Raw genomic sequence first — 24,373 nt, 5'->3', positions numbered from 1 at the left:
CGTTACAACATGACAATAACAACTGAAACGTGGCTGGGCGCACTTGAGAATGAGCTGCAAAACAATATCCTTGGCTTCTGGATGAAGCATACGCTGGATGAGGAGCACGGCGGGTTCATCGGGGAGATTGACAATCAAATGAAGGTGATTCCCGGAGCCGAGAAGAGCCTGGTGCTTAATGCGCGAATTCTCTGGACCTTTGCGACAGCTTACCGGACCTATGGGGCGCCTGAGTACCTGAGTATGGCCGAACGGGCCTACCGTTACCTGCTGGAGCATTTTCTGGATAAGGAATACGGCGGGCTGTACTGGATGGTGGACGCTTCGGGTGCCCCTTCCCAGTCCAAGAAGCAGGTATATGGCCAGTCTTTTGCCATCTATGCTTTGGCTGAATTCCATCACTCCACCGGTAATGAGGAAGCACTGAATCACGCTGTAGAGATATTCCGGGTTTTGGAGAAGTACAGCTATGATTCTGTTTATAAAGGATATATCGAAGCCCTCTCCCGCGAATGGGAGGTTACAGATGAACTGTCGCTCAGTGACAAGGATATGAATGAGAAGAAATCAATGAATACCCACCTCCATGTCCTTGAAGGCTATACCGGCCTCTACCGGGTGTGGAAGTCAGAGGAGCTGCGGGTGAAGCTGGCTGAGCTGATCGACACAATGCTTGTCCACATTATTGATGATCAGGACCAGCACTTCCACTTGTTCATGGATGAAGAGTGGCATGTCAAATCGGATATTACGTCCTACGGCCACGATATTGAAGGCAGCTGGCTGCTGGTGGAAGCGGCAGAGGTGCTGGGGGATGAAGCGCTGCTGGAGCGTGTGCGCAAGGTTGCCGTAACTATGGCTGAAGCTGTGCTGGCCGAAGGCATTGACAAGGACGGCGGCATCTGGAACGAGGCTGACAAGAACGGCCTGTTGAACGAAGAAAAAGACTGGTGGCCGCAGGCGGAAGCGATGGTAGGCTTCTATAATGCTTATCAGCTTACACAGGATAGCCGTTTCCTGGATGCCTCTGCGGCAGTGTGGACGTTCATCGACCGTTACATTGTTGATCATGAGCATGGTGAATGGTACTGGGCGGTAGATGAGCATCTGCAGCCGCTGGCCCATGCACCGAAGGTCAGTGCCTGGAAATGCCCTTATCATAACGGCAGAGCCTGCTTCGAGATGATCGGAAGGCTGCAGGCTGCTGTAAAGGAGACTCATTAATGACAGCACTATTCGAAGAACGCAAAGCACAGCTGACACAGCGCTATGAGGCGCTGATCACCCGTACCAACGAAAAGCTGCCATTCGGCAACGGGATTTACGACCGCTACCGCTATCCGCTGCTGACTGCAGAGCACGCTCCGCTGATCTGGCGTTATGATTTTAGTCCTGAGACCAACCCCTACTTCGCCGAACGGATCGGTGTAAACGGCGTGTTTAATCCCGGGGCAATCGAGCTGGATGGTAAATTCTACATTATCGCCCGTGTTGAAGGCAACGACCGCAAGTCGTTTTTCGCCGTCGCCGAGAGTGACAGCGGAGTGGACGGCTTCCGGTTTTGGGATCATCCGGTCGTCCTGCCTGAGACGGAAGAGCCTGACATCAACGTCTATGACATGCGCCTTACCAAGCATGAGGACGGCTGGATCTATGGCCTGTTCTGCACCGAGCGTAAGGACCCGGATGCCCCTCATGGCGACCTGTCCAGCGCTGTAGCACAGTGCGGGATCGCGCGCACCAGAGACCTTAAGAGCTGGGAGCGTCTTGCCGACCTCAAAACCGGCTCTGCGCAGCAGCGCAATGTCGTGCTGCATCCGGAGTTTGTAGACGGCAAGTATGCCTTCTACACCCGTCCGCAGGACGGCTTCATTGATGCCGGTTCCGGCGGCGGCATCGGCTGGGGCCTGTCTGAAACCATCGAGAATGCGGTAATTGGTAGCGAGACAATCATCGACCAGCGTTATTATCATACGGTTAAGGAAGTGAAGAACGGCCAGGGCCCGGCTCCAATCAAAACCCCGCGCGGCTGGCTTCATATCGCCCACGGCGTGCGCAATACTGCTGCCGGCCTGCGCTATGTGCTCTATGTCTTCCTGTCCGACCTGAATGAGCCGAACAAGGTCACCCATGCTCCGGGAGGCCACTTCATCGCACCGGACGGGGAAGAACGTGTCGGGGATGTCTCCAACGTAGTGTTCTGCAATGGTGTAATCGCCCGTGACAACGGGGAAATCTATATCTACTACGCCTCCTCCGACACCCGCGTGCATGTCGCAACCACCACAGTCGACCAAATGCTCGACTATGTGATGAACACACCTGAAGATCCGCTGCGCTCCTACGCCTGCGTTCAGCAGCGCATCGCAATGATCGACCGTAATTTGCAGCTATAACTAATCCGCTCTACAGCAAAGAGGCGGGTGCCGGGAGAACTTAATTGTTCCTGCCGGCACCCGCCTTTTGTTATGACCAACGTATCCCAAAAGCCGCCCCATACCGGACCGCCCAACCCCCTAATGCCGGCGCCGTAATGCTCTGGCTGGGCTGCCGCGAAGCCTTGAAAGGCTCGTACATCTAGTTGGATTTTTGTCATCTATTTTTTGTATATATCTGTATTTTCGTTCTTTAGTTGGATTTTTGCTACTTATTTCGGCTGGAAAGGCTCGTCATCCATAAATCCAGTGCAATTAAGTGACGTTTTTACAACTAGGAGGCTGATTCCGGGATTATATGGAGAATTAAGTGCCGAAAATCCATTTAGTCATAGAAAAGCAGCTGTCCTCCCCATTCCCTTACACAATGCTGCGAGTTTAAACCAGCGTCCTGCTTCAGCACCCGGCAGGTCCTTGATCTCCTCAATTACCAGCAGTGAGAGTAAAAGCAAAAAGAGAAAGAACCCCGGGATGTTTTCCTGTTTTACTAACCGGGTACAATGAGAGCATAGCTTTTTTGCGCCACAAGGGAGGAGAATCAAGAAATGAAACCGCGGATTTCAGTTATTACACTGGGAGTGGACGATCTGGAGCGGTCACTGAAGTTTTACCGGGAAGGGCTGGGGCTGCCGACTGAGGGCATTATCGGAACGGAGTTCGAGCACGGTGCAGTTGCTTTTTTTGAGCTGGAGGGCGGCCTCAGGCTGGCCATCTGGAAGCGCAGGGATCTGGCCCACGACAGCCGGCTTCCGCAGACACCAGCCAGTCCGACCGAATTTTCACTGGCCCACAATGTAGGCAGCCGTGAAGAAGTAGATCAGCTTATGGAAAAGGTGCGGCAGGCGGGAGCAGCTATTACCGTACCTGCCCATGACACCTTTTATGGCGGGTATGCGGGCTATTTTCAGGACCCAGACGGCCATTTATGGGAGGTTGCCTGGAATCCGGCCTGGGAGATGCCAGAGTAAGTATAGCCTTGTCCGGGAAAAGGACTGAACGGCTGCCGCCGGGCAGGCTGCGTCTGCAGATCAAGCGGCAGCTGCCCGGCGGCATACCTTACTTTTGCCGAAACTAATAAACCTCCCCCTCATCTCCCTGCACTTTAGCCCCTAATCCGGCAGCAACCTCGATCATTTTCTCAACTACAAAATCATCCGCACCCGCTACTGTAATCCGTCCATCTGTATGTTTAAAGGGGATTTGTTCGTCCTCTTCCGCCAGCCAGTTAAAAAAGTCTCCGCCAATTGCCAGCGTCCCAAACGGACCTTGCACCGAAAGACCGCTGCTATACTCAAAGTCCTCCTGACCGGCAAAATAGGCTTTCGCCTCCTCCAGTGAAATCGGATTACTGCCGCTTTCCGTCCAGCGTTCCGCCCGGGTAATATGTACATCATAACTCATGAGTCGTTCACTCCAGTTTCGTTTTTTATTAGTGGACACCGTACTTGGCTTCAGTCCGCCCCTCGCTCAGCTGCGCGGCTCAGCCACCGAGTCCCGGTGGACGATGTCGGCAGCGATCAGAATCTTCTCCAGCGGCGAAGACGGGCTGTTAATCCGGCTCAGCAGCTTCTCTACAGCAGCCCGGCCCATCGCTTCTTTGGGCACATGGACCGTGGTGAGCGGCGGTATGCCTCTGGCAGCATCGTCAATATTGTCAAAGCCGGTCACGGAAATATCCTCCGGTACAGACAGGCCCTCCTCCCGGAGCACATTGCATACAGTGAGCGCAATAAAGTCATTGCCGCACAGCAGCGCGGTCGGCATATTGTTTGCTTTTCTGCGCTTAAGCAGCCACTGCTTGAGTTCTTCATGCAGGATGATCGAGTCCATTCCTTCCTGCAGCAGCAGCTCGTCATCACCGGACTGGGCCTGCAGTCCGCCCTCCTCCAGGGAATTGCGGAACCCGATCCAACGGTCCCGGAAGCTGCGCGAATAACGGATCGGACCGATAAAATGCTGGTGCGTATGGCCGATTCCCAGCAGATGATTGGTCAGCCTGGACATGGAATCCATATTGTTCGCAAATACAGTATCGCTTGGAATGAGCGGGTCCTCATGGTCTATAAGCACCATGGGCAGACCGATCCGGTGCACCTCCAGCAGCAGCGAGGTTGAAATCGTACCTACACCGACCAGACCAAGCAGACCGCCGGGATTCAGGATGTTCACAAAATTATCTGCACGGTGCTCGGAGACAATTACCATACCCAGTCCCTGCTCATCCAAAGCGAGGGCAATCCCGTCAACAATTTTACCCCAGTACAGCGAATCCTGTGTCTGCGAACGGATATTGGGCATCAGCACCAGAACCGACTGTTTATTACGGTCACTGGCAGATGTTTGGGTGGAGCGTTTTGCATTTTGCATGTAGGCGTTCTTTTGCGTAAAATAGCCAAGCTGTGAAGCAGCCTGAATCACCCGTTCCCGGGTCGTTTCATTGACGCCCTCTTTGCCGGACAGGGACTTGGAAACGACAAATTTAGAGACCCCGAGATGGTCGGCGATTTTCTGCATCGTTATCTTTTTAGCCACTTATATTCCTCCAAATAATAATTCCGTTATCATAACATTTACCTAACAAAATAATTATACTTGTCCTTCTCGGGTTATACAAGGAAAAGCCCCTCACAAATGAACAGGCCGGCTCTCCGCTAAGGAAGAACCGGCCTGACTCTACAATATGAGGACCAGCAGACTGCCGGCCAATTCTAAATAGTGAACAAGGCCAGCTTGTCTTTCAGCTGGTTCGAGGCCACCTCAAGCTTGCCGGACAGGGATACGAGCTGATCGCTCACATTCTGCTGCTCGCTGCTTAGTGACGCCACTTCCTCTGAAGTAGCCGAGGACTGCTGTGCCACTGCACTTACGTTGCCCATTGCGTCAGACAGCACACCCTGCGAGTGGCTGAGACTGCCGATCGCGCTTGTAACGGACTCGAGACTGGCAATGAAATCCTCCATCTGCGCCTGCACGGATACAAAGATATCACTTGTGCTTTTGACTGAGGTCATCTGCTCTTTGAAGAGCGGCTCCACTTCGGACAGCTCCTCCACCGTTCCATTCATTTCAGTAACGATATTATCAATGATGCCTGCCACAAGGGCAATGGATTGCTTGGACTGATCGGCCAGCTGCCGGACTTCGCCTGCAACCACCATAAATCCGCGGCCCGCTTCACCGGCTCTTGCCGCTTCAATGGTTGCGTTCAGGGACAGGATATTAGTCTGCTGGGTTATATTCTTCATCACGTCCAGCACTTTAACGACCGAGTATACCGTATCCTTGAGATTGTTGACACGGGTGACCAGGGCACCTGTCTTCTCGCCGATCAGGCCGGTCTTCTCCAGCAGCTCTCCCAGCTGCTTCGCTCCATGTCCGCTGGCTTCACCGACCGTGTGCGCAGCCTCGTCCATAGCCGCATTTGCCGCAATGACGCTCTGCATCTGTGTACCGATCAGATCGGTCAGCTCATTTCCGCGCTCTGCTTCCAGTGCAAGACTGCCGGCACCTCCGGCAATCTCTTCCGTGGCTGCAGCAATTTCCTTGGCCGACACTGCCGTTTTGCGGGAGGCATCGCCAAGCTCGCCGGCAGTCTCCAGCACTTCACGTGCTGTATCCGTGGTCTGGGCCACCAGTTCGGTGATCCGTTCCATCATCACATTAAACGAAGCAGACAGCTGCCCGATTTCATCCTTGGAGGCATATTCGGTACGGACACTGAGATCGCCTTTGGCCCCTTCGACCATCAGATCCTTGAGACGGGCTAGAGGCTGGGCAATCATCCGCACCATCCAGAAGCCCAGCACTACAGCAAGCAGAGCTGCTACAAGCGCGGCCATATAAGTTGTAAACAGAATCGGCTCAGCGGCTTTTACCAGTTCACCTGTCGGAATGACTCCGCTCAGCTTCCAGTCTGCCTTGGTCAGTGTTCCGAATACGGCCAGCACATCTTGGCCGTCCCCGTCCTTGGCCTCCCGGCTGTTCGTCGCATCCTTACTGTCCTTGATGAAGCTGAATTCCGAAACTGCGCCATCATCAGCCGGAACGGAAGATGCAACTACAATCCCCTCCGGATCAACCAGCTGAATTCGCGATCCGTTGCCTAGTGACACACTTTTGAAGGCATCCTCAAGCAGTGTGTTTTTCAGCTCCAGCATCATGACAAAACCTGAGCCGGATCCCATTGTTTTCAGTGATCTTACCATCGCGACATTCTTGCCGCCGTTTCCTTGCACAGCCGTTGAGAACCAGTAATTCTGCAGTGACTCGCCATCTTTTGTATAGTAAGCGGTATATTCTTTAGTCCGTTCGACCACTGTCTTGAACCAGTCCTCATCTCTGATTCCGTCCATCTTCAGACTGGAATTGCCGCTTGAGATGACACTTTCATCCGGCTCAGTCGGAATCAGTGAAATCGCCACAATATTAGAGTCTGTTGTCGTCTGGCTGGACAGCTTCTTGCTGATTGAATCCGTGGCGACAAATTTATCATAATTAGACTCAGCGGAGACCAGAGCGGTCAGATCGCTTTGCATTTTGGTATCAAAGTATAATTGAAGTGAGAGATTCTCGTACTGGTTGAGCATAATATCCAGCTTGTCCGAGGTCTGCAGAATAGTCTGCCTGTTCGCCTCTGACACATTATCTTTAATCGTCGTCTTGGCTTTGTTATAAGACAATAGACCGAGAAGGAGTACAACAACTACAATCGCTGACAGAAAAATCAGAAACAGCTTAACGCCTACCGATTTTACCGGATTTACCTTTTTTACTTGACGGAGCGAGCCGCTCATTACCCCTTTAAAGCTCAATTCCGGCATTTTTACTTTTCTCATGCCTTTACCAGGTGCCTTGTTGTCCCCTGCAGGACCTGGTTTTGCTTTCTGCTCTTTGCCTGGTTTTTGTTTTGGTTTTGGTTTGTTCTCTCTCACTTTGACCCTTCTCCCCTTCTGGTTTCTCTCTGTTCTTCTGTCTGGAATTCCCCATACAATCACCTGCCAGCTAGAATAGAGGATATATGTAAGCGTTCACTGTATGTATCGGCTAATTAGGACGAATTACTTAGACTTCACGAGAAATAACCTGAGAATTTTTTTTATTTTTTATAATCTCTTTCCACATTTCATATACAAAAAAGGATACCCGCATAAGGGGCACCCTTTATCTAAGCTAAAGCTGTTATTTTCTTTTGCGCATCATATCAAAATAGGCGACCGGATGGTCCACCTTCATACGGATCTTTTGGAGCGGATGACGGGCAGCATCAAGCTTGTTCCCTTCTTCATCCCACAGCTCGCCTACAGTCTGCTTGAAGCTGGTGATGTCCGGTCCGAAGAACTCCACTTCCTGTCCTGGCTTGAAGTGGTTGCGCTGCTGGATCAGTGCCATACCGGTGTCTGCATCATACTCAAGAACGAGGCCTGCAAAATCATACGGCGCCGCTTTTTCCTCAGGCTCATAAATATGATCCTCATGATCCGGCGTATCGTAAAAGAACCCTGTGTTCAGCGGACGGTTCGCCGCTTTCTGGAGCTCCTCCAGCCATTCCGGATTCAGCACGTAATTGTCCGGATCAGCCATATAAGCATCTATTGCCTTGCGGTAGGCGTTGACTACTGTGGCCACATAGTGGATCGACTTCATCCGGCCCTCGATCTTGAAGCTGTCAATACCGACTTCGATCAGGTCAGGAATGCTCTCCAGCATGCACAGATCCTTCGAGCCCATGGTGAACTGGTTATCCTCCGGCTGATGCAGCGGCAGCTGGGTCACTCCCGGCAAAAGATGCTGCGGCGGGGCAGCCTCTGCCTGCTCCTCTTCAGATACCCAGTTTCCTTCCGGACGGCCGTCCTCGAACAGGTCATACTTCCAGCGGCAGGACTGGCAGCAGCCCCCGCGGTTGGAGTCGCGGTCTGTAAAATGGTTGGACAGCACGCATCGGCCGGAATACGAGGAGCACATTGCGCCGTGAATGAAGCTCTCGATTTCGATGTCGACATGCTGTTTGATCTCAGCAATCTCTTCCAGGCTGGTTTCACGGCCCAGTACGACCCGCGGCAGGCCTTCTTCCTTCCAGAAGGATACCGCCTGCCAGTTCAGCGTGGACTGCTGGGTGCTCAGATGCACTTCCAGCTCAGGCACCAGCCGGCGCGCTGTATCCACAATAGCCGGATCGGCTACGATAATCGCTGCGATTCCCGCACCATGCAGATTGCGCAGGTATTCTTCAATCCCGGCGATATCCTCATTGTGGGCATAGATGTTGGTAGCTACAAATACTTTGGCCCCGTATTTCTTGGCGAACTCTACGCCCTCGCGCATTTCCTCGAAGCTGAAGTTGTCAGCCCCGGAGCGCAGGCCGTATTTCTGTCCTCCGATATATACTGCATCCGCGCCATAGTGCACGGCGAATTTCAATTTTTCGAGGTTACCCGCCGGAGCCAGGAGCTCCGGTTTGTCCAGACGGTAACGTTTGCCCTTGTATTGGGGCTTGGTCATGGTACCCATTGATGTTCTCCCCTCCATATCTTTGCCTTGTTAAAATAAACCGGAAATCTCGCCTTTGGGATATGACCGTAACTGCGGAAAGCGTTTGGACTTCCGGCCGCTGTTGTCTCCAGATTTCTTGACTTGTACCGCTGTTCGCGGTTGAAATCCGGAGACAGCATATGCTTCCGTAGCTAGCTTTTCTTCGAAAAGCTTTCAGTCGGACGCTTCCGCTCCTGCAGTTCCAAACCTTTCCTCCGTCACTCTCATCCTTAAGGTAAGCTGCAAGTTCATTTTAAAGAAGCAAATCATTGCCTTATTTTATTTCCAAAAACATTAATTAATAGACTTGTTCTTTGTAGAAGAAGCCGAACGACAGGTCACGCTCAGGGTCCTGCAGCGCACGGATGCCATCCATCCACGACTCATCAAACTCATAAGCCTGCGGGTCCTGGAAATACAGGTCAACCGCATGGCGGAAAGCCTTGACGACAGCCACATTATAGGCAATCGGCTTGAGCAGGCCCTCAATCTTCAGGCTGTGCACACCGGCGGCCAGCAGAATATGCAGGTCCTCCAGAATGCAGACATCATCGGAGCTCATAATATGTGTTCCGTTGATATCCTCGTAGATCGGGAACTTCTCTTCCTGGCGCTCCGCCTCAATCAGGAACAGGCCGCGGTCCTTGCCCAGATTACCATCTTCTACCGGACGCCCCTGATGTGCCATATAGCTGGCTACCAGTCCGCGTTTGGAATGATAAATATTGGTCATCCCGTGTACCTGCACCTGGGCTTCCACCTCAAGCAGCGGCACCATTTCCGTGATTTCATCCATATTCAGCTCACGGGCCAGCACGACACGCGAAGCCCCTTTGCGGCCCCAGTAGTTGGCCGTATAGTAATTCGTCGAGGTCATCTCGGCGTTCCAGTGCAGCCGCAGTTCCGGTGCTTCGGACTTCACGGCGTACAACACAGCCGGATCACCAAATTCAATTCCGTCAATGCCAAGCTGGCCGATGGCCTTCACATAGGCCGGAAGCTCGTCCAGCAGACGGTTGGACATCAGGCCGCCCAGACCCGCATATACTTTGCGGCCCATGCCGTGGGCCAGTTCTATTACAGCTGCTGTATCCTCCAGCGTAAAATGGCCGGCCAGCCGCATCCCGAAACGGTCGTCTCCGATGAGCAGCGCGTCCGCGCCTGCATTCAGCAGCGCACGCGCTTCCTCCAGGGATGCTGCTGTGACCAGCAGCTCCGGTTTGTTCATCATGTTGCATCCTCCTGCCCTTGCGGTACATCAAACCGCAGTAATCTCTATTTTAATAGGTTACGGCGACTTTTGTTCACTTTTTTTGATATTGGCTAAATGTTCCTCGTACGTTTTACCGAACAGATGGCCCTGGGTGCCGTCTTTTTTGGTCACGTAGAAATAATATTCCGATGCCTCAGGCGCAAGCGCCGCCTGAATCGACGCCAGTCCGGGGCTTGCAATCGGCCCCGGCGGCAGGCCTTCATTTCTGTACGTGTTATACGGGCTCTCCACTTCAAGGTCCTTGTACAGCAGCCGTTCCTTCTGCTTGTCCAGCAGATACTGGACCGTAGCATCGATCTCCAGGTTCTGGCCTTTGTTCAGCCTGTTATAAATAACACCGGCCACCAGCGGACGCTCATCATCGACGACAACCTCACGTTCCACCAGCGAAGCCACAGTAAGCAGCTCATGCAGGGACATTTTCCGCTCGGCCAGCTGATTTTTCCAGTCTGGAATGCTGTCCAGCTTCTTCTCCAGCTGCTCCAGCAGCGCTTCGACAACGTCCTGGGGCGTGCTGTCCTTGAGCAGCTCGTAGGTTTCAGGGAACAAGTATCCTTCAAGACGGTGCAGCACACCCCCGCCCGCAGGAATCTCCAGCCTGTCAACTGCAGCGAGTCCTGCTCCGGAATCTATAATTTCAAGAAAAACCTCAGGCTTCTGCCCCCATGCCTCCGCCAGCTTGCCGGCCACCTGCTTTGCCGTATATCCTTCCGGAATGGTGAAGACCACCGTCTCCTTCTTCACGACATCACCCGCATTCAGGCGGGCAATCAGGCTGTCGTAGGTATCTCCGGGGCTTGCGGTATAGGTACCCGCCATAAAGCCTGACCCTTCCTTAACCCACTTCAGATAACCTTTGAAAAATAAAGCGTTACGGATAATACCGTTATCTTCGAGCAGATCTGCAATTTGCGAACTGCCCATACCCTTCTCTATCGTAAACGTAACGGCTGGCCCAGCAGGCTGGGCCGGCTGCATTCCATTCCAGACATACCAAGCGCCTCCCCCAGCTGCCAAGACCAACACAAGGACTATAATCAGCACGGCGCGGATTGCTGCTTTCAAATGGAACTCCTCACTTTCCAACAATATAGTATAGAATTGTATTATCTTAAATTCAACATATATTTTTGATGAGACTTTCATTCAACACCATTTTTACAGTCCTATCAAGCAAAAAGAGCGCGGAAATAAATCCGCCCTCTTCCTTGCCCCAGCATAGATATTGCATATCGTGAACAGTCTTTATTGCGTATCTTCTGCAGGAAAAGTCAGCTCATCATACAGCTCGGAGACATCTTCCCACTCTTCATCGTCAACGATACTCTCCAGCTCCGGCACACCGTCAGGCGAAACCACAATCCGCAGAATCTCCTGCTCCGCTTCCCTGCCAGAACCGGCCAGTACCGCATACGCGCGGTCACCGACCTCAAACTCGGCGACAATATTGTAAACGGAAGACCGGCCCTGCTCATCTTCCAGTTCTACTGTTTCTCCATAGGCTTCCTTGAGCTTAGATGTCCAGACCGCTTGTTCTGCGGAAAAATCAGTCATTCTCTGCTCCCCCGTCAAGCTCGTCTACAAGTGTATTGAAGGTCTCTTCAACGATTGCCCACTCTTCGTCATTCTCGATCATAAAGAGCTGCAGGTCGTCCCCGTCTTCCTCGTAGCGGAATGCGTAGACTTCATCGCTATCCTCATCCTCGGAATCCAGCGGCACTACCATCATATACTTTGCATCCGAACCGTCGACTTCAAACTTCATGATGACCTCAAATTCCTCTTCATTACCTTCCTCATCGGGAATATAGATAATTTCCGGTTCTTCTTCGTGGCCAATCTGTTCGTTTGTCATAATAGCGCACCCCTCACCTTTTACTGTTAGCATCCAAAAAATTTTGCAAAATCAGGGCTGCGGCCATTTTGTCCACAATCCCCTTGCGTTTCTTCCGGCTGACGTCCCCTTCAATCAGCATCCGCTCGGCGGACACTGTCGTCAGACGCTCATCCCAAAGGTGTACGGGTATTTCGAGTTCCTCCCGCAGCTGACCGGCAAATTCGATACAGATTTCACCGCGGGGTCCAACTGAGCCGTTCATATTCTTCGGCAGGCCAACCACGATCTCTCCAATCTCATGCTCCTTGACCAGCTCACGGATACGTTCAAACTCGTTGCCGTTTCCGCGGCGTTCAATGGTCTCCAGAGCCTGGGCGGTCCACCCGAAAATATCACTTGTGGCGACTCCGATTCTGCGGTCGCCGTAATCCAGTCCCAGCTTCTTCATCATCTCGGCTGATCCACCCGGTGGTTGGCCAGGTAGAAACGGACCAGTTCCTCGATCAGCTCATCACGTTCTTTTCTCCGGACCAAACTTCTCGCATTGTTGTGGCGCGGAATGTAAGCCGGATCTCCGGAAAGTAAGTACCCTACGATCTGGTTAATCGGATGGTACTCTTTCTCCACCAGCGCGTCGTATACGGCGAGCAGAATTTCCTGGGAAGAAGCTTCCTTTTCGTCGCCCTTCACATTGAATTTAACCGTTTTGTCCATGGAGTCCATTTGTGACACCTTCCTTCTGCAAAATCACCCTCAGAGAGCGGTTTCGCATAGTTGCTGCTGTACAGCTCACTTGCTGCCTTCATCATAACATATTCATGCCCCGCCTTGGAAATCCTCTATCCGAGATAACGCTTTTTTTGGCATTTTATCTACAAAAATATAGATAATTTTGGTTTTCAAGCTATTGCAGAACGGCCTTTAAGGCGAATTTTCGCTAAAATGCACCACACTGCCTCATTAACAAAGCAGCGGTACTGATATGAAGCTCTCAGTACCGCTGGGCATATTATATGGAGGAACAGTCTATGCAGACAGCCATCTTCACTCTTTAAGCCTGGGCAGCCACGAGCTCCTCGGCTTTGGCCAGTGCTTCGGACAGCTTGGAAGCATCCTTGCCGCCGGCCTGCGCCATATCCGGACGTCCGCCGCCGCCGCCGCCGCACACTGCGGCAACTTCCTTAACCAGCTTGCCGGCGTGGAAGCCCTGCTTGACCAGCGCCTGAGGTACAGAGACTACAAAGTTCACCTTGTCATCCATCGCAGCACCGAGCACCAGAATGGCATCCGGCAGCTTGACCTTCAGCTCATCAGCAGTGGAGCGCAGTGCATCCATATTGCCTGCCTGGACAGCAACGGCCAGCAGCTGCGTGCCGGCGCCTACGGTCTTCACGCTGCCGGTCAGCTCGGCGGCAAAGGTTGCGCTCAGCTTCGACTGCAGCGATTCGTTCTCGCGGGATACCTCGCGCACCTGTGCATGCAGTGCTTCGATCCGCTTAGGCACGTCATTCAGCGAGGATTTCAGCAAGCCGGCAGCCTGCTTCAGGAGATCAAGCTGGCTCTCGGTGAATTGGTAAGCATAACGTCCGGTCACGGCCTCAATCCGGCGTACACCGGAGCCGATGCCGCTCTCGCTGACCAGCTTGAAGATTCCGATCTGCGAGGTGTTGCCGACGTGGATACCGCCGCACAGCTCAAGGCTGTAATCGCCGACCTGTACGACACGAACGATGTTGCCGTATTTTTCGCCGAAGAGAGCCATTGCGCCCATAGCTTTGGCTTCGTCAATCGGCTTGTTCTCAATGACCACATCCAGGCCGCGCCAGATCTGCGCATTCACCCGGTGTTCAATATCGCTCAGCTCTTCCGGTGTAATGGCACCGAAATGCGAGAAGTCAAAACGGAGGCGTGCGCCTTCTACCAGAGACCCTGCCTGGTTAACATGACCGCCCAATACTTCCTTCAGGGCCTTGTGCAGCAGGTGAGTCGCCGTATGGTTCTTCACGATGTCTTCGCGTATTTCACGGTTAACTTCCGCACGTACGCTGTCGCCGGTCTTCAGCTCTCCGGCTTCCACGGTCACCAGATGTACATGCTGTCCGTGCGGTGCCTTGAACAGGCCTGTTACCTTGGCAGTAACGGAGCCGCCTGTCAGAAGACCTGTATCGCTGACCTGACCGCCGCTTTCAGCGTAGAACGGGGTCGCTTCCAGCACAACCTGGCACTCGGCGCCTTCGCTGACGGAATCCACAAGCTCGCCGTCAACAACAATAGCGAGGATTTTGGACTCTGCTACCGTGTCATTATATCCAATAAATTCACTTTTAACCGTCAGATCGGCAAGGGCGCCGCCCTGGATTTTCATGCTTGCATTGTCCTGGCGGGCTGCTCTTGCCCGGTCGCGCTGCTCCTGCATCGCTGCATCGAAACCTTCACGGTCAACAGTCAATCCCTGCTCGGAAGCAAAATCTTCCGTCAGGTCAAACGGGAAGCCGTAAGTGTCATACAGCTTGAATGCATCGACGCCGGCAATGGCGCTCAGGCCGTCAGCCTTGGCTTTTGCCGAAATTTCACCCAGTATAGCCAGGCCGTCGGACAGCGTTTCGTGGAAACGCTCCTCTTCCGTGCGGATGATTTTGGCGATATATTCGCGGTTCTCCACAACGGACGGGTAGTACACGCCCATAACCTCGCCTACGGTTTCTGTCAGCTCAAAGAGGAACGGACGGTCAAGACCCAGGTTCTTTCCGTAGCGTACAGCACGGCGGAGCAGACGGCGGATGATGTAGCCGCGGCCTTCATTGGAAGGAAGCACACCGTCGCCTACTGCAAAAGTCACCGTACGGATATGGTCGGCAATCACCTTCAGGGCGATATCCTGCTCCAGGTTATCCTTGTATTTCACTCCGGCCAGGCCGGCAGTCTTCTGGATCACCGGCTGGAACAGGTCAGTGTCAAAGTTGGAGTCTACATCCTGCAGGATGGAAGCCAGACGTTCCAGACCTGCACCGGTATCAATGTTCTTGTTGGGAAGCGGTGTGTAGCTGCCGTCTTTGTTGTGGTTGAACTGGGAGAATACGAGGTTCCACACTTCCAGCCAGCGTTCATTTTCACCGCCCGGATACATTTCCGGATCACTCATGTCACTGCCGTAGGCTTCGCCGCGGTCATAGAAAATTTCCGAGCAAGGGCCGCACGGGCCTTCGCCGATATCCCAGAAGTTCTCGTCGCCCAGCTTGATGATGCGTTCAGCAGGCAGGCCAACCTTTTCATTCCACAGCTTGAAGGCCTCTTCGTCCTCAGCGTATACGGTAACCGAGATGCGGTCCCCGTCGAAGCCGATCCACTCCTTGCCGGTCAGGAACTCCCAGGCCCAGGTGATGGCTTCTTCCTTGAAATAATCGCCGATGGAGAAGTTCCCGAGCATTTCAAAGAACGTATGGTGGCGGCGCGTTTTGCCGACATTCTCGATGTCATTGGTACGGATACATTTCTGCGAGTTGGTCAGGCGCGGATTCTCAGGAATCTCGCGTCCGTCAAAGTATGCCTTCAGCGGGGCCATACCGGCGTTGATCCACAAAAGGGATGGATCGTTGTGCGGAACGAGCGATGCGCTTGGCTCGATTTTGTGGCCTTTGCTCTCAAAAAACTGCAGCCATTTGGAACGGATTTCACTTGCTTTCATCATGTACAGCCCCCGTCTTAGTATTAATCTGCATCCGGCCAATACGCCGGAATACACAAAAACGCCCCTGAATAAATTCAGGGACGATGATTATCGCGGTACCACCCTGGTTATCGCCTTGATCCGTGTATTAACACGCGGACACCTGCAGACGATCGCCTTGTCGCGGCTGTTAACGGGCGCCCCCGGCGGGATTTCCCCGCACTCCGAAATCAGCTTTCCGCCGGTCTGTCTTCCGGGTTCTCACAGCCATTACGATTCATCCGTAACGGAACCCGTTCTCTGGGGGAGCCATGCTCCGGCGTACTTCATTTCATCAATGTTTTATCCGATTTGCATTTTAACATTTCAAGTATAGCCAGCGGCGGGGATTGTGTCAATGTTTGGCGGCGGAGCTGTCTACTGCAGACTGCTGCTTCGCCTTAAAACTGACGCAAATATGTCTTAAACAGATCATTTACAGCGCCTAAACGCAGGAGTATAATTCTGGATATTGAGAGTCTTTATGCGTATAACAACGCATTTCGCCTTCATGTCGAGACGTGGCTCAGCTTGGTAGAGCGCTTGCTTCGGGAGCAAGAGGCCGCAGGTTCAAATCCTGTCGTCTCGATTTATGTTGTGTAAATAACAGAAGCCGCAGGGTTTAGCACCTGCGGCTTCTCAGGCTGTCGAGAAAGTCTCGACAGCCTTCTTCATGTGATTTTGATTTCATACGACACCGCGTTAATGTTGTATAATATAGGTAACTATTTATAGAACGGATGGTGTGTCAGCATGCTGCGTTCCAATCGAGAAAAGCAACAAGCTTACGAATTTGTTTCCATCGAAGATTTAGTCCCTCAAGACCACTTGCTTCGCAAGGTAGATAAATATATTGATTTTTCGTTTATCGATGAGAAAGTTAGACCCCTGTACTGCTCGGATAACGGACGCCCTGCGATTGATCCAGTCGTGCTATTTAAGATGATTTTCCTGGGGTACTTCTACGGCATTCGTTCCGAACGCCAGTTAGAACGAGAGGTCCAAACCAATTTAGCTTACCGCTGGTTTCTTGGGCTCGGGCTAACCGACAAGGTTCCAGACCACTCCACCATAAGCTGGAATCGGCGAACCCGCTTTAAAGATACGAACATTTTTCAGGATATCTTCGATGAGATTGTTCTACAGGCGATTTCGCATCGGATGGTGGGCGGCCGTGTCCTTGTCTCGGACTCTACTCACGTTAAGGCGAATGCCAATAAACACCAATACACTAAACAACAGGTACTGCAAAACGCCAAGGATTATGTGGACGAGCTCAACGCTGCCGTAGAGGCAGACCGGAAGAGCCATGGAAAAAAGCCCTGAAACCTAGAGAGGAAGTGAACGAAGAAAAAGAAATTAAAGTGAGCAAGACCGACCCCGATAGTGGATACATGATCCGTGACGGAAAACCGGAAGGATTTTTTTATCTGGACCACCGGACGGTAGATATGAAATACAATCTCATTACGGATGTCCATGTCACGCCCGGAAATGTCCATGATTCCGTGCCGTATTTGTCACGTTTGGACCGCCAGCAGAAACGTTTTGGTTTTGAAGTGGAAGCTATTGCGCTAGATTCAGGGTATTTAACAACGCCAATTTGCCGCGGGTTACAAAGCCGAAAGATCTTTGCCGTTATTGCTCACCGGAGGTTTCATTCCAAGCAAGGACTGTTTCCAAAATGGAAATTTTCGTTTAACGCTGAACAAGAAATGTACGTCTGTCCGGCCGGACAAGAACTGAAATACCGCACAACGGACCGCAAAGGCTACCAGCAGTATGCGTCAGATCCGGAGCAATGTAAAAGGTGTCCATTTTTAAACCAGTGTACGCAGTCCAAAAACCACCGAAAAGTGGTAATCCGACATGTCTGGGAGGACAGCAAGGATTGGGTCCGGAACAACCGGCTCAGCAAGTCAGGCAAGCAGTTGTACCGCAAACGAAAAGAAACCATTGAGCGAAGCTTCGCGGATGCTAAAGAGCTCCACGGGTTTCGCTATTGCCGGTTGCGCGGACTCCCGAATGTCAGAGAACAAGCGTTGGTGACGGCAGCCGTGCAGAACATGAAGAAGATAGCGATCCACCTGGATCGCCGGGAAAAACGGGGTTAACCCCCTCGTCCTCCCATTCGCAGGTCGTTATTGAAATACAAAAGAAACCCAGGATCTTTAAAAGACCTGGGTTTCTCGACAATCTGAGAAGCCGCAGGGTTTAGCACCTGCGGCTTCTGTTATTGTATTTCCCGCTTCCCCGCCTACAATCCCCAAACCCGGTACACAATCACCGCTGCTTCCGCGCGGGTGAGCGTGTCTTTCGGGGCCAGCAGGCCGCTCTTGCCGGCGACGATACCGGCTTCTACCAGCAAGGATACGCTGTCGGCAGCATATCCGGCGACTTGCGCGGCATCCGGATAGGTATTCAGGCTGCCGCTGCTGCTTGTGGCAGCTTTACCCGCTGCCTTCAGTGCCCGCGCTGCAATCACCATCATCTCCTGACGGCTGATCGGATTGTCCGGACGGACGGTTCCGTCCGCGTAGCCGTCAATGATGCCAAGCTGCTGGGCAATGGCCAGCTCGCTGCTGTAATAGACGCCGGCTGGAACATCCCCGAAGCCCGGGGCAGCCGTGCCGGTTCCCTTCAGCTCAAGCGCTCTGACGAGCATCGTGATAAAGTCATCCCGTTTCACAGGTGCTGCCGGAGAGAAGCTGCCCTCAGCAGTTCCCTGCACGACGCCGCGGGCAGCCAGGGCGGTGACACCCTCTGTGGCCCAGGCCAGCTTCTCTATATCAGTGAAGCTCACAGGGTTAAAGGCTGGCGCAAAGGTGCCGGACCCGGCAATGTGGAACACAAGAGATTTGCTGACTGCGTCATAGCGGCTGTTCGGAATTGCCGTCAGGCTGCCGGTGCCGCCCAGCCGTCCGGCGATCAGGGCTGCAGTATTGCCAAGCTGTGCCGCAGCGGGAGTGTACGGGATGGACACTTTTACCGGAGTATCCGGGCTGCCCAGGGCAAACGTTTTGCCGTCTGCCGTCAGGCTCAGGTCAATAACAGGCCCTGCACCTATAATTGTGCGTGCCTTGGCATCCAGGCCATTATTGGAGGCCTGTTTGATATGGATTGAAATGAAGTCAGCGTCTGCTGCTGCACCGGACAGTATATTACCCGGAAGCTCTACCGCAGCTGCCGCCGTTTTCACCAGCATTACGAAGTTGGTCTGCCCCTTCAAGCTTTGTGCTGGCAGCTGCAATTCATAAGCGGCTACGTCTCCTTGCTTAGCCAACTCGATAATGACCTGCTTCCGGCCGTCAGCAGCAGGTACTGCCTGTTCAAGCGCCTGTTTCAGGCTTTCGGCGGAAACGATTGCTTTAGCTGCGCCGCCGGAGCCGGTAACCTCCGGTTTGAGTGTCACGGCACCGTCTTTGTTCTCGGCAGTTACAGGTTTTGGTGTAGCATTACTGTGGGTACCACCTGGAATCGCAATGGGCGCCGGGGTTGCAGTCGGCGCAGGTGTTGAAGTTGGACTCGGTGTTGGCTCCGGTGTAGGAGTTGCTTCCGGCTCATCCGGTTTGCCCGTGAGCGTAAGCACACCGTATACCGAGGTATCCTGATACCCGTTGCCGGTGGTATCATTCCATGCGGCTACACTTTGCCGCGCGCCATCCTTCGCGTCATTGATCTGCACGTCGAAGCCAAGCTTCTTGGCGTTGACCGGAGTAACGCTGTTAAGCGGTATTTTTACTTCAACCGTGTAGTTGGTTCCAGATATTTTGGTTGCAGAGGCGAATCCTGCCGCAATCTTGTCGGGATTAAATGTACTTTCGTTATCAAAATTAACCCGGTACTGGCCGTCATCGTCCTGATAGAAGGAGGTCTTCCCGTTATTCTGATCCACAAAAATCTCAACCGAATCCTGCTCCCAGACGTTCGCGCTCGCCTTATCCAGCTGCGCGTCGCTGACCTGAACCAGCACGTACAGATTCTGGTCATCCCATAGCGCTTTGGCTATGCCGCTTGCACCCTGCCACGCTAGCTGGTAGCGGTTAACTTGCATTTCGGGCACACTTGTCCAGAGCGCATCAACTGTACCGTCAATGACCGGTGTTCCATAAACAGCGTTAGACACATTAGCGTCCGTCGTATCCGGCTGATGCCCGGCGATATATTTTACCGGATCGATCACTCCGTAATAGGCCGGCTTGGCCTGCAGGCTCTTGTCGAACAGCAGCGGATTGGATGATGCTCTCCAGCTCGTATTGTCATCCATTCCCCAGAAGGTGACTCGGGCAATATTTGCCGCATGTTCCTTGTAGAGGCTCATAAGCTGGGCGTACAGATAACCCTGGGCATCGGCCAGCTTTTCTGACAGCTCATAGTTGCTTCCCGCCTGAATATCAAGCTCGGTGACGCTTACTTCAACACCAAGAGAGATGAATTTTTCCAGCGACAGTCTGACATTCTCAGGATTGGTGTTAACATTGTAGTGCGCCTGCATGCCGACACCGTCGATCAGCTTTTTGCCGGGATGATTAAGCGCGTACTTATCGTTGAGTGCTTTTACCATGTTATAGATGGCCTGGGCTTTATTCTGGTTATCTTCATTGTAATCATTGTAATAGAGCTTAATGTTCCATTCCGGATGCTCATCCAGCACTTGCCGCGCCGCCAGAAAAGCCTGCTCGACGTAATCTGCTCCGATTGCGGTTTTCCACGGGGCCTGGCGCAGCGATGACTCCCAGTCGGCCGGATTCCCCGGATTGTCATTCATCGCCTCATTCACGACATCCCAGGAGATCACCTTATCGCCAAAATGCTCCATAACAGTACGGATGTGTGTCCGCAGATTTATAAGCGCTTCTTCGCGGCTCAAAGGGACGGTGTTGCCCTCCGCATCCTTAGAAGTATTCATCCACACCGGCGACTGCTGGTGCCAGACCAGAACATGGCCGTGCATCTGCATGCCTTCCGCCAGCACCTTATCGACCATCGCATCCGCTGCGGTAAAAGTAAACTCGCCCTTCACATTCTGCAGCGCATCCGGCTTCATCGCATTGCCTGCCGTAGCCACGTTATGATGCATTTCCAGCAGCTCCAGCCGTACCCCTTCCAGATCCTCGGCCGTAATGGCGTTCCCGATTAGAAAATCATCCCGGTACGCATCCTTCAGCGGAACCAGATCCTTTTGGATAGAAATTGGACCTGTGCCCGTATGTTCAAAGCTGATATCGTCAATGTAAAAGGACGCTGTAGCGTTATTCGAGCTCTCCACGTAAATCGTCAGGTACTCGCCGCCTACGCTGTTATAGCGGTAGCTGCCCTCAAATTTGACCCAGCCGTCAGCGGCATTGATGGTTTTGGGAGAGAGTGCGACATAATTGGCGCTGCTGCCGTTGCCGACCTGTGTGGATAGCTGAAGCTGCGAACTGGCCGGATCGATCAGCTTGACCCAGGCGGAGATCAGATATTCGCTGCCTTTGTCCACATATTTCTCTACACGCAGCGTTGGCCCGTGCCAGGTTGAGGTACGGCCCTCCACCTTCAGGGCGTAGGAGCCATCCGCTGTATGATTCGCTTCATCCGTCACCGTCAGCGTCTCATTTCCCGACCTGCCGGCGAAGCCGCCTGCCGTCTGATCTTCAAAGGTAACCGTACTGAACGGCAGCGCCGGGTCTCTTACCGGCTCTTCCCCGCCGCCGGAGGCTGGTTTACCGGTAATCAGAACGTCTCCGATATAGAACGGAACCGCTTTGCCGGCCTCGTTGGAATTAATGCGCAGCGCCTGATCCTTGGACGTATCGGCAACGAATTCCCTGGTCAGCGTAACCGCCTTGCCGGCGACATAGGCTGCTTCGGCATAATTCCCGTAGCTGTTTACTGTTTGCAGAGCTGCTTTTGCACCTTCGGGCAGAATGACTGCAGCATCAACATAAACCACCGCAGTTACTGTATACGTCTCCCCGTTAACGAGCCCGAGATCGCTGTATTTAAAATCTGCAGCATCCCAGTTGTTCGCTCGGTTGCTTACATACAGGGCTGCGCCATCGGCGTTGCCGTCGAAGGGTATGCCGGTGACCGCTGCCAGGCTGGCCCCGCCGGATTGGCCGGCTTTGCCTGCCCCGCCCGCAAAGGTTTCGTGATAAACGGTTGCTGTTTCTGACTGGCTGACCTCTGCAGCTTGGGCATTTGGGACAGCATCCGCAGCCTTCGCTGCCGGAGTAATCCAGCCCAGCGGCAGCAGCAGGCTTGCAGCTAATACTGTGGAGAAAATTCGTTTGAACGTTCTACTCATGCACTGCACTCCTCTTTTTATGAATTTGTACCTGCCAATTAAGTTAAGCGCTTACAACACTCTGTTGAACAGCCCCCCTTCTCAAGCCAAATCGTAGCACACACGCAAAATCACTGTCTTTCACCAAACTAAAGATGATACCGGACTTTTTATATAACATTTACATTTGCCTGGAGAGATGCAGACTGGAGTTGAGGACCTATTTAGGTTAAGCATGTGATTTTACCAGCGGGAATAGCTGTGAATTTAGAGAATGTTTGGACTTCCGGTTGCTGTCCTTCAACATGACTCTTGGTCAGAGCCACTGATTGCGGTTGAAATACGAAAGACAGTTCATATTTCTGTGGCAAAGTTACTTTTTTATAAACGGGGATGAACTGCAGCTGTAGGAGGATTACTGATCAAGCTAAGTGGAAAAATGGCATCTATTTCTCCGCTCAATCCCACTTTCGGAAATCTAAGTAGAAAAACGCTATTTAATTTTACGGTTTTGCGCCTAATGGGTGGGGTTGGGGCTAAATTAAGTGCCGATTTTCCACTAGACATGCGGCAAACCTAACATAAATTTTTTTGAAATAGTTAGCTAATTATGGATAAAAAAGATGAGTTTACTCTGGTGAAAAATGAAAAAAGCCCTAATGTAGAGAGAGTAGGCAGGTTACCCACATCTCTCCACAAAAGGAGCTAATCCATGGGTAACATATCGCAAAATTCAGTTTTACGCAAGTACTTACAGCATTTAATGTTACATTCTTTTCGTTGTCCATTCGCAGATCATTATTCGAAAAAACTTACCGTTGGGGCCGCGATTACCCTTTTTGTAGAAGCTCAGTTGCAGCAGAGGCGGACTCTTTCCGACATTGTGCTCCATTTGGAAACGAATGCAGAGCTTCAGGACATTACCGGACTCACGACCATTCACGAATCGACCTTGAACCGCAAGCTCGGCACCATCCCTCTTGCTTATCTCGAGTGGTTGTTTACCGATCTTGTTCAGGAATTAAAATTGCGAAAAGCGGAAGCCAAGGGCATCAAGCATCTTGGAAAGTTAGCACCCGTCGATTCAACGAGCCTTTCGCTACCCAAAATACTCGGCGATTGGGCGTTTTATCAAAATAAGACCAAGGGTGTCAAAATCCATACGCGGCTGCTTTCGCTGGAAGCAGGGTGTCATTTTCCGGTTGAGATTGTCCTTTCCACTATCGGTGTGTCGGATCAACAAGCGGTCAAATATCTGGTTGTGCCTGGAGAATTCACCTACATTTTCGACCGTGGCTATGTGCATTACGGAAACTTCAGAGAATGGTCGGAAGGGACGGTGCTTTTTGTAGCCCGGATCCGTGCAAAAACAAAGTACACCGTGCTGACCGAACATCCCCTTTCGGGTAGCAGCAATATTACTCGGGACGCTGACGTTGAGATTCTGGATAAAAAATCGGGCCAAACGTTTTGCGTTCGCCTTGTACAATTCCAAGATAAGCATGGAAAAATCTACGAGGTCATCACAAATCGTCAGGATCTTTCAGCCGAAGACGTTGGTGAAATTTATCGCTGTCGCTGGCAAATTGAGCTGTTTTTTAAATGGATCAAGCAGCATCTGGCCACCGTAACGTTCCATAATCACCACCCCCACGCAGTGTGGGTCCAATGTTACATCGGAATCATTACGGCGCTACTTTGTCAGCTCATCCATTTAGAAGTGCAGTCCACCCTAAGTGTATGGAGCATGCTGCGAAAGATGAGGTATTACGCCATGAAAGACTGGGATGTATTTATTGAAGCGCTGAATCGTGAACCGACTCGTCGTTCTAAAGGTCGGCAAAAGATCCCTAAGCCCGCAGAAACTCCAGAACAAACGAAAGAGAAACGAGCGACGGTAAAGATAATTCTCAGATAACAAACATGATATACCATTAATTGGTAACTAACCCTACGTTTTAAGACGCCACTGTTCTTTTTTCATTGAGTCTATAAAACTAACTGTAAAATTATTACTTTTGGTTTAATTTAGCTCTCATGTAAGTTTGTATGCATGTCTAGTGCCGATTTTCCAACTAATCCTTAAAACGCAAGAGAATCGGAAGAAATAGATGGCGAAAATCCACTTAGCTGTTCAGGAACCTCATCCTGGCGGAAGTTTAATAAAACCCTTCTTAGATTCGCCCTTCACCGGCTAACCGCTTAATAAACCGGCCTCTGCAAAGCAGCATAATGAACACTAACCAGCCTTAGAATATAAAATCCGGCCTAAGAAAACATCTCCGGCATAGATCCCGCCGCTCTCTTTAGCCAAACTACCAGCTCA

General features: G+C 52.1%; 18 protein-coding genes and 1 tRNA gene. 7 read left to right on the top strand and 12 right to left on the bottom strand.

Annotated features, from left to right (window positions below):
- Positions 1-9 precede the first annotated feature (9 nt).
- The 3 genes from AC4G46_RS08890 to AC4G46_RS08880 all read left to right on the top strand — a co-directional run bounded on the left by AC4G46_RS08890 (position 10) and on the right by AC4G46_RS08880 (position 3,403).
- Positions 10-1,224, top strand: coding sequence for an AGE family epimerase/isomerase (locus AC4G46_RS08890; RefSeq protein WP_491127611.1), 1,215 nt, complete (start codon positions 10-12; stop codon positions 1,222-1,224).
- Positions 1,224-2,396, top strand: a complete 1,173-nt coding sequence (locus tag AC4G46_RS08885) for a glycoside hydrolase family 130 protein (protein ID WP_491127610.1) — start codon at positions 1,224-1,226, stop codon at positions 2,394-2,396. The genes AC4G46_RS08890 and AC4G46_RS08885 overlap by 1 nt, the downstream gene beginning before the upstream one ends.
- Positions 2,397-2,980: 584 nt before the next feature.
- A complete protein-coding gene (locus AC4G46_RS08880; protein ID WP_491127609.1) occupies positions 2,981-3,403 on the top strand; it encodes a VOC family protein in 423 nt (140 codons plus the stop codon).
- Positions 3,404-3,506: 103 nt separating this feature from the next.
- Here the strand turns inward: AC4G46_RS08880 and AC4G46_RS08875 are convergent, their stop codons facing one another.
- The 11 genes from AC4G46_RS08875 to alaS form a co-directional block, all read right to left on the bottom strand.
- On the bottom strand, positions 3,507-3,836 hold the full coding sequence (locus tag AC4G46_RS08875; protein ID WP_491127608.1) for a hypothetical protein: 330 nt from the start codon (positions 3,834-3,836) through the stop codon (positions 3,507-3,509).
- 66 nt (positions 3,837-3,902) lie between these two features.
- Positions 3,903-4,967, bottom strand: a complete 1,065-nt coding sequence (locus AC4G46_RS08870) for a LacI family DNA-binding transcriptional regulator (RefSeq protein WP_491127607.1) — start codon at positions 4,965-4,967, stop codon at positions 3,903-3,905.
- A 176-nt stretch (positions 4,968-5,143) separates the two neighbouring features.
- On the bottom strand, positions 5,144-7,270 hold the full coding sequence (locus tag AC4G46_RS08865) for a methyl-accepting chemotaxis protein (protein ID WP_491127606.1): 2,127 nt from the start codon (positions 7,268-7,270) through the stop codon (positions 5,144-5,146).
- Between the two features lie 343 nt (positions 7,271-7,613).
- Positions 7,614-8,942, bottom strand: a complete 1,329-nt coding sequence (locus AC4G46_RS08860) for a peptidase U32 family protein (protein ID WP_491127605.1) — start codon at positions 8,940-8,942, stop codon at positions 7,614-7,616.
- Positions 8,943-9,261: 319 nt separating this feature from the next.
- Positions 9,262-10,194 carry a peptidase U32 family protein gene (locus tag AC4G46_RS08855; RefSeq protein WP_491127604.1) on the bottom strand — a complete coding sequence of 311 codons (933 nt, stop codon included), beginning with the start codon at positions 10,192-10,194 and terminating at the stop codon, positions 9,262-9,264.
- Between the two features lie 57 nt (positions 10,195-10,251).
- Positions 10,252-11,301: an endolytic transglycosylase MltG gene (gene mltG, locus AC4G46_RS08850; protein WP_491127603.1), complete on the bottom strand. Its 1,050-nt coding sequence runs from the start codon at positions 11,299-11,301 to the stop codon at positions 10,252-10,254.
- A gap of 180 nt (positions 11,302-11,481) precedes the next feature.
- Positions 11,482-11,790, bottom strand: a complete 309-nt coding sequence (locus tag AC4G46_RS08845) for a DUF1292 domain-containing protein (RefSeq protein WP_491127602.1) — start codon at positions 11,788-11,790, stop codon at positions 11,482-11,484.
- Positions 11,783-12,091 carry a DUF1292 domain-containing protein gene (locus AC4G46_RS08840; protein WP_090715060.1) on the bottom strand — a complete coding sequence of 103 codons (309 nt, stop codon included), beginning with the start codon at positions 12,089-12,091 and terminating at the stop codon, positions 11,783-11,785. Before AC4G46_RS08840 ends, AC4G46_RS08845 begins: the two co-directional genes overlap by 8 nt.
- A 13-nt stretch (positions 12,092-12,104) precedes the next feature.
- Positions 12,105-12,521: a Holliday junction resolvase RuvX gene (gene ruvX / locus AC4G46_RS08835; protein WP_198536677.1), complete on the bottom strand. Its 417-nt coding sequence runs from the start codon at positions 12,519-12,521 to the stop codon at positions 12,105-12,107.
- Positions 12,521-12,796 carry an IreB family regulatory phosphoprotein gene (locus tag AC4G46_RS08830; RefSeq protein WP_068729140.1) on the bottom strand — a complete coding sequence of 92 codons (276 nt, stop codon included), beginning with the start codon at positions 12,794-12,796 and terminating at the stop codon, positions 12,521-12,523. Before AC4G46_RS08830 ends, ruvX begins: the two co-directional genes overlap by 1 nt.
- Before the next feature lie 328 nt (positions 12,797-13,124).
- Positions 13,125-15,758 carry an alanine--tRNA ligase gene (gene alaS / locus AC4G46_RS08825; RefSeq protein ID WP_491128829.1) on the bottom strand — a complete coding sequence of 878 codons (2,634 nt, stop codon included), beginning with the start codon at positions 15,756-15,758 and terminating at the stop codon, positions 13,125-13,127.
- Position 15,759: 1 nt separating this feature from the next.
- Here alaS and AC4G46_RS08820 point away from each other — a divergent pair, with 1 nt between their 5' ends.
- The 3 genes from AC4G46_RS08820 (at position 15,760) to AC4G46_RS08810 (ending at position 17,893) form a co-directional block, all read left to right on the top strand.
- Positions 15,760-16,116: a hypothetical protein gene (locus tag AC4G46_RS08820; protein WP_491127601.1), complete on the top strand. Its 357-nt coding sequence runs from the start codon at positions 15,760-15,762 to the stop codon at positions 16,114-16,116.
- Between the two features lie 178 nt (positions 16,117-16,294).
- A tRNA-Pro gene (locus AC4G46_RS08815) sits at positions 16,295-16,368 on the top strand.
- 164 nt (positions 16,369-16,532) lie between these two features.
- Positions 16,533-17,893 (top strand): IS1182 family transposase gene (locus tag AC4G46_RS08810; RefSeq protein WP_491127600.1). Its coding sequence is split into 2 segments (ribosomal slippage): positions 16,533-17,103 and positions 17,103-17,893, totalling 1,362 coding nucleotides; the frame shifts between segments, so codons are not numbered across the junction.
- Positions 17,894-18,036: 143 nt separating this feature from the next.
- Here the strand turns inward: AC4G46_RS08810 and AC4G46_RS08805 are convergent.
- Positions 18,037-22,068, bottom strand: a complete 4,032-nt coding sequence (locus AC4G46_RS08805; RefSeq protein ID WP_491127599.1) for an endo-1,4-beta-xylanase — start codon at positions 22,066-22,068, stop codon at positions 18,037-18,039.
- Between the two features lie 691 nt (positions 22,069-22,759).
- On the opposite strand from AC4G46_RS08805, the gene AC4G46_RS08800 reads away from it, so the two are divergent.
- Positions 22,760-23,965 (top strand): IS4 family transposase, encoded by a 1,206-nt coding sequence (locus AC4G46_RS08800; RefSeq protein ID WP_491127598.1) that lies wholly within the window; start codon positions 22,760-22,762, stop codon positions 23,963-23,965.
- Positions 23,966-24,373 lie beyond the last annotated feature (408 nt).

This window comes from Paenibacillus sp. fava2 (genome assembly GCF_058313675.1).
The sequence above is the reverse complement of the archived record's forward strand: the minus strand, read 5'-3'. Positions and strand labels throughout refer to the sequence as shown.